Consider the following 5,392-nt stretch of genomic DNA (forward strand, 5'->3'; position numbering starts at 1 on the left):
GCGATCCCGTGTGGCTCGAAGAATTGTGCGAACGGCATCGGCGCGTCGTCGTACTTCTTCGAATGGTGCATCGGTGTCTTCCGGAGAACCGAGAAGATCCCGGCAGGGGTCGGCTTGTCGTCGCGGCCGGTCGAAATGGTTGCGGCCGCCATCAGCGTGTCCCCGCGATAGAGATAGGCCATCTGGTCCGAGAGACTGATCACCACACGTTCGGGTCCGGCGCTCTCCGGTACTTCGCGCCACAAATAGTGGCCTGGTTTCAACTCCTTGGGACCGAAAGCGTCGAGCATGTCGATACGCGCCTGCGACGCCGCGTCGCTTGCTTCCATTTGGGCTTGGTAGGTTTCCAGCGCGGACGCCGGCGTAACAGCAATGGTGGTCGCAAATACGCACGATCCCGTCAGCGCCAGCGCAAGTGCCAGCTTCTTCATTTCACACCTGATTTTTTCTATTGACTTTTGCTGACAGAATGCATTGGCGCCGAGTCGGGTTCCTTTGAAAGTCGTTCGCGCGGAAATCGGCAACGACGGAAGAGGGCCGCGGCGCGACGAGTAGTCCTTACGCCCGACTGCTGCAGTGCTATGGCTAGGCCCGAGAAGGAGCCCCCGAATGCGATGGTTGAAGGTCGCTGCGGCGATTGGGTCGGCCGGCGTCGCAGGCGCGCTCGTCATGAGGCGCGCCCGCCGGCGCGGCGCAATGCCCTGTCCTTCAGCCAACCCCGATGCTTCAAACCTCGTGGACGAAGCCGGGCAGGACTCCTTCCCGGCGAGCGACCCGCCGGGCTGGACTCTTGGCATCGACGAAACGCCGCTTCGTTAGCGACTTGTTAGCCCGTCGGCGCGCAAGGCTTGGGCCGAGTGCTGTATGAGCCATGACTGACGCCCCCTCGGTCACAACCGTCGTCATCGGAGACCGTCTCCCATGGCCCGACGATTCATGGCCGGGAGACGACAAGGGGCCGTTCGATTCCGGCGCGCTCATGCTTTCGGGCGTGAATCACCGATGCTCGATCCGCAAGATCAGCGCGCTCGGCGTGACCGTGACGAGCGGCCTCACGCCGGCGCTCGGGGCCGCCGCCTCCGTCGAGCTTCCGACCGGCCAGCGCGCTTCCGGAAAGATCGCGTGGACGGGCCGCGACAAGCTCGGTGTGCGCTTCGACGACAGCATCGACGTGATCGCGCTTCTGAACCGCAAGCTGGTCAGCCAGATGCGCGAGCGGCGGACCATGCCGCGGCTCGAGGTGCGCTGCGCCGTTCACCTGAAGTGCGGCGGCAGCTTTTCGATCGCGACGTTGCGCAACATCTCGGCGCGCGGGCTGCAGATCGAAGGCGATCAGCTTCCGGCGATCGGCGCTTATGTGTCGCCGTTCGTCGAAGGCCTGAACGTCGCGTCGGGCGAAGTGCTCTGGAAGCGCGGGAAACTCGCCGGAATCGAATTGATCGACGAATTGAGCTGGACCTCGATCATCCCGTGGGTTCGCGGGCTCATGCGAGGCGCCGCAAACTAAGGGCGAAGCTCGCCAATCGTTCGAAGCGACAGCGCCGCAAGCAAGAGCGCGGCGACCGCGGCTGCCGCCAGGGCGAGATTGGGCGGGGGGCCGTAGGCGAGGGCGCCGCTTACCGTGCCCGCGACGAAGGACAACCAGAGCAGCAGGTAAATCGGCCATTGTCCGCCGCCGCGCCCGCGCAGTGTAGAGGCGAGGCCGGTCCCCACCCGCACGAGGCCTCCGGTCATGTAGGTCACGCCGACCCGGACCTCGCCTTCGCGTTCGAAAACGGTGTTCACCGCACCCATGCCGAGGGCGAGCAGGGCGAGCGCAGGCACGAGGTGTCCTGCCCCATCGAGAAATGCGGCAAGGCCGAGCAACATCGCGACGATCGCCAGGACTGCGGCTTGCCGCCTGCCCCCTGCAGCCTCGCCGGCGAGTGAGCCCATCACCACTCCCGCGACGAACGCGACGACGAGGCCGGACCCGACGAGCGCATCGTGTAGGTGCTGCACGAAGCCGACGCCCAGCCGGGTCGAATTCCCGCTCATGAATGAAACGAAGAAGCCGCCGGAGCGAATGAATCCGACGGCGTCGATGAACCCTGCGAGCGTGGCGAGTGCGCAGGCAAAAATCCGCGAACGGGCTTCGAGCTTCGTCATGCGCCCTGCCGCTGCAAGCGAAGGATCACGGGGCGCTGACGAAGCTGTCGAGCACCTTCTTGCGCCCCGCTTTCTCGAAATCGATTTCCAGTTTGTTGCCCTCGATCGCGGCGATGGTGCCGTAGCCGAACTTGCCGTGGAATACGCGCTGGCCGAGCGCGAGATCGGTGCGCCCCTGGTTGCCGAGCGAGACTGCCGAAGCGCGCGCTTCGATGATGCGCTGCGGCTCGGGATTGAAATTGCCGCGCGCGGCGCGCTGCCAGCCGGGGCCGCGGGTGCTTGCACGCATCGCCTGGGCCGGGCCGAGATGGGCGAACGGGTCGGCGCGTTCGCTCCATTGGGCGCGCCACAGGCTCTCGCCGCCGGTCATCGTCGTCTCTTCCTCGATATGGCCCCCGGGCAGTTCGGCGAGGAAGCGCGAGGGTATCGAGCTGGTCCACTGGCCGTAAATCCGCCGGTTGGCGGCGTGGAGGATGGTGCAGCGGCGGCGGGCGCGGGTGATGGCGACATAAGCGAGCCGGCGTTCCTCCTCGAGGCTCGCGAGCCCGCCTTCGTCGAGCGACCTCTGCGACGGGAACACGCCTTCCTCCCAGCCGGGCAGGAAGACGGTGTCGAACTCGAGACCCTTGGCAGCGTGGATGGTCATGATCGTGACCTTCTCGCCCGGGCGGGCATCGTCATTGTCCATGACCAGGCTGACGTGCTCGAGGAAAGCGCCGAGCGATTCATATTCTTCCATTGCGCGCGTGAGCTCGGCGAGGTTTTCGAGACGGCCGGCCGCCTCGGCGGAGCGGTCGGCCTGAAGCATTGCGGTGTAGCCAGACTCTTCGAGCACGATGCGCGCGAGCTCGGGGTGGGGGAGGCTGTCGGCCATTTCGCGCCACCGGCCGAGAAGCGCGACGAAATTGCCGAGCGAGCGGCGTGCCTGCGGCGTAAGCTCGTCACTGTCGATCAGCTGCGCGCCGGCGACCAGCAGCGGCTCCTGTCCGAAGCGGGCGCGCTGGTGAATGGTCGCGACCGCCTTGTCGCCAAGGCCGCGCTTGGGCGTGTTGACGATGCGCTCGAAAGCGAGGTCGTCCGCGGGCGAGCGGATCAGCCGCAAATAGGCGATGGCGTCGCGAATTTCGGCGCGTTCGTAGAATCGGAAGCCGCCGATGATCTGGTAGGGCAGTCCGATGGCGATGAAGCGCTCCTCGAACTCGCGGGTCTGGAACTGCGCGCGAACGAGGATGGCGGCCTCGTCGATGGCGCGGCCGTCGCGGCGTAAGGTTTCCAGGTCCTCGCCGACGCGGCGCGCCTCCTCGGGTCCGTCCCAGATGCCGATCACCCGCACCTTCTCGCCGTCGCCCGCTTCGGTCCACAGAGTCTTTCCGAGCCGCCCCGCGTTGTGCGCGATCAGGCCGTCCGCGGCCGCGAGGATGTGCGAGGTCGAGCGGTAATTCTGCTCGAGACGGATGAGCTTCGCGCCGGGGAAGTCCTTTTCGAAGCGAAGGATATTGGCGACCTCCGCCCCGCGCCAGCTGTAGATCGACTGGTCGTCGTCGCCAACCACGCACAGGTTGCGCCGCGGCTCGGCGAGGAGCCTGAGCCAGTCGTATTGGCCCTGGTTGGTGTCCTGATATTCGTCAACGAGGATGTAGCGGAAGCGGTCGCGGTAGGTGCCGAGCACGTCCGCGTGCTTGCGGAAAATGACCAGCATATGGAGCAGCAGGTCGCCGAAATCGCAGGCGTTCAACGTTTTGAGCCGCTGCTGGTAGGCGGCGTAGAGCTCGGCGCCGCGCCCGGCGGCGAAACCCTCTGACTCGCCGGCGTCGACCTGAGCCGGTGTCCAGCCGCGGTTCTTCCAGCGGTCGATGAGGCCGGCGAGTTGGCGCGCGGGCCAGCGCTTCTCGTCGAGGTTCGCTGCCTGGATCTGCTGCTTGAGCACGCGCAGCTGGTCGTCGGTGTCGAGGATCGTGAAATTCGATTGAAGGCCGACCAGCTCGGCATGGCTGCGGAGCATCCGCGCCGCGACCGAGTGAAAGGTGCCGAGCCAGGGCATGCCTTCGAGCGCTCCGCCAGAGAGGTTGCCGACCCGCTCGCGCATCTCGCGCGCCGCCTTGTTGGTGAAGGTGACGGCGAGAATCTGGCTCGGCCATGCCTTTCGGGTGGCGATCAGGTGAGCGAGGCGCGCCGTCAGCGCAGCGGTCTTGCCGGTGCCCGCGCCGGCGAGGACGAGGACCGGCCCTTCGGTGGTCAGCACCGCCTCCCGCTGCGGCGGATTCAAACCTTGCAGATAGCCGGGCTCGTTGGCGAGGGCGGGGGATTCGGGCACGCTGCCGAGGTAAGCGGAGGAGAACGGAACGGCAACCGAAGCGTGCCGATTCGGCCGGTCGCCGAAAGGTTCCGGCTATTGTGCCCGATATCCCCGTTTTCCACAGGTTCAAACGCGAATTTTTCGCTTCCCCGACTCGGGGCAGGGGTGCATGGTGCCTAGGTGATCGGGACGGCGGTCCCGGCCTCACCCAGACAGCCGGCAACGGCGAGAAGGGCGCGGCAGGTGACCAAAGGTCCGATCTCCGCCGGCAGGAATGGGAAGAGCCTTCGGGTTCTACTCGGGCCAGCCGGGAAGAGGCGCCGGAAGAGTCGATCTTCCTCAAGCGCGACGCGGCTCCTGGTGATCTTCGGATTATCGGTGAGCGAAGCGGGACGCGAGAGTGGTCGACCCAAGAAGGGCCGCGGAACATCGGGCGGTTTTGGCTTCGAGGAACTTCGGTTCCAGAAGACGGGCCGGAAAGGTCGAACGACCAGCGAACCTTCGGGCCGCGCAGTCGAGTAGATCGGTCGGGCTCCTCGCAAGAGGGAGCTGTTCGGTAGGAAGCGACGCCTGAGCTGGTGAGCCAGGATCGAGAAGCGGGGTCGCAAACCGTTTACGGGGCGGGACCAAGGTAGACCGAACACCGGCATATCCTTCGCTCGGCGCAGTGGGGGCTGGCAGCAATGCCGGCCCCCATTTCCTTTGGGGCAGGCGGTGTCCCGACGCAGGACCACGCCGCCGGCTCGCAGGCATGCCGCAGCCTCCATTTAACTTTTCATTAGTTGAGGACCGATAACGCCGAATCCTTACGGCGGAGGTGCGGCATGTCGGAGCTGATGCGGTTGCGCGAAGATCACGCGAAGCTCGCCCGGATGTTCCTCGAGCTGGAGCGGATCATCGACCGCCCGCAACCGCCCACGCAGATCGCTTTGTTCAACTTCCGCCGCG

Annotated in this window: 5 protein-coding genes; 2 read left to right on the plus strand and 3 right to left on the minus strand. The window is 66.0% G+C overall.

Annotation, left to right across the window (positions count from 1 at the left end):
* On the minus strand, positions 1-431 hold a 431-nt coding region (locus GH737_RS15390), incomplete at its 3' end, for a L,D-transpeptidase family protein (RefSeq protein ID WP_196233160.1).
* A gap of 178 nt (positions 432-609) precedes the next feature.
* Here GH737_RS15390 and GH737_RS15395 point away from each other — a divergent pair.
* Together GH737_RS15395 and GH737_RS12575 are read left to right on the plus strand one after the other, a co-directional pair.
* A complete protein-coding gene (locus GH737_RS15395; RefSeq protein WP_196233161.1) occupies positions 610-819 on the plus strand; it encodes a hypothetical protein in 210 nt (69 codons plus the stop codon).
* A 52-nt stretch (positions 820-871) separates the two neighbouring features.
* Entirely contained in the window at positions 872-1,507 is a 636-nt protein-coding gene (locus tag GH737_RS12575; protein WP_155265150.1) for a hypothetical protein, read from the plus strand.
* Here GH737_RS12575 and GH737_RS12580 read toward each other — a convergent pair.
* Both GH737_RS12580 and GH737_RS12585 read right to left on the minus strand, forming a co-directional pair.
* Positions 1,504-2,148 (minus strand): YoaK family protein, encoded by a 645-nt coding sequence (locus GH737_RS12580; RefSeq protein WP_155265151.1) that lies wholly within the window; start codon positions 2,146-2,148, stop codon positions 1,504-1,506. The genes GH737_RS12575 and GH737_RS12580 overlap by 4 nt on opposite strands.
* A gap of 25 nt (positions 2,149-2,173) precedes the next feature.
* A complete protein-coding gene (locus tag GH737_RS12585; RefSeq protein ID WP_155265152.1) occupies positions 2,174-4,462 on the minus strand; it encodes an ATP-dependent helicase in 2,289 nt (762 codons plus the stop codon).
* Positions 4,463-5,392: the final 930 nt, after the last annotated feature.

Source organism: Sphingomonas segetis (assembly GCF_009720245.1).
Taxonomy (GTDB): Bacteria; Pseudomonadota; Alphaproteobacteria; order Sphingomonadales; family Sphingomonadaceae; genus Sphingomicrobium; species Sphingomicrobium segetis.

Bases quoted from the DNA above. Each gene is read 5' to 3' on its own strand.
- GH737_RS15395 (WP_196233161.1), top strand. From the start codon at position 610: ATGCGATGGTTGAAGGTCGCTGCGGCGATTGGGTCGGCCGGCGTCGCA.
- GH737_RS12575 (WP_155265150.1), top strand. From the start codon at position 872: ATGACTGACGCCCCCTCGGTCACAACCGTCGTCATCGGAGACCGTCTC.
- GH737_RS12580 (WP_155265151.1), bottom strand. From the start codon at position 2,148: ATGACGAAGCTCGAAGCCCGTTCGCGGATTTTTGCCTGCGCACTCGCC.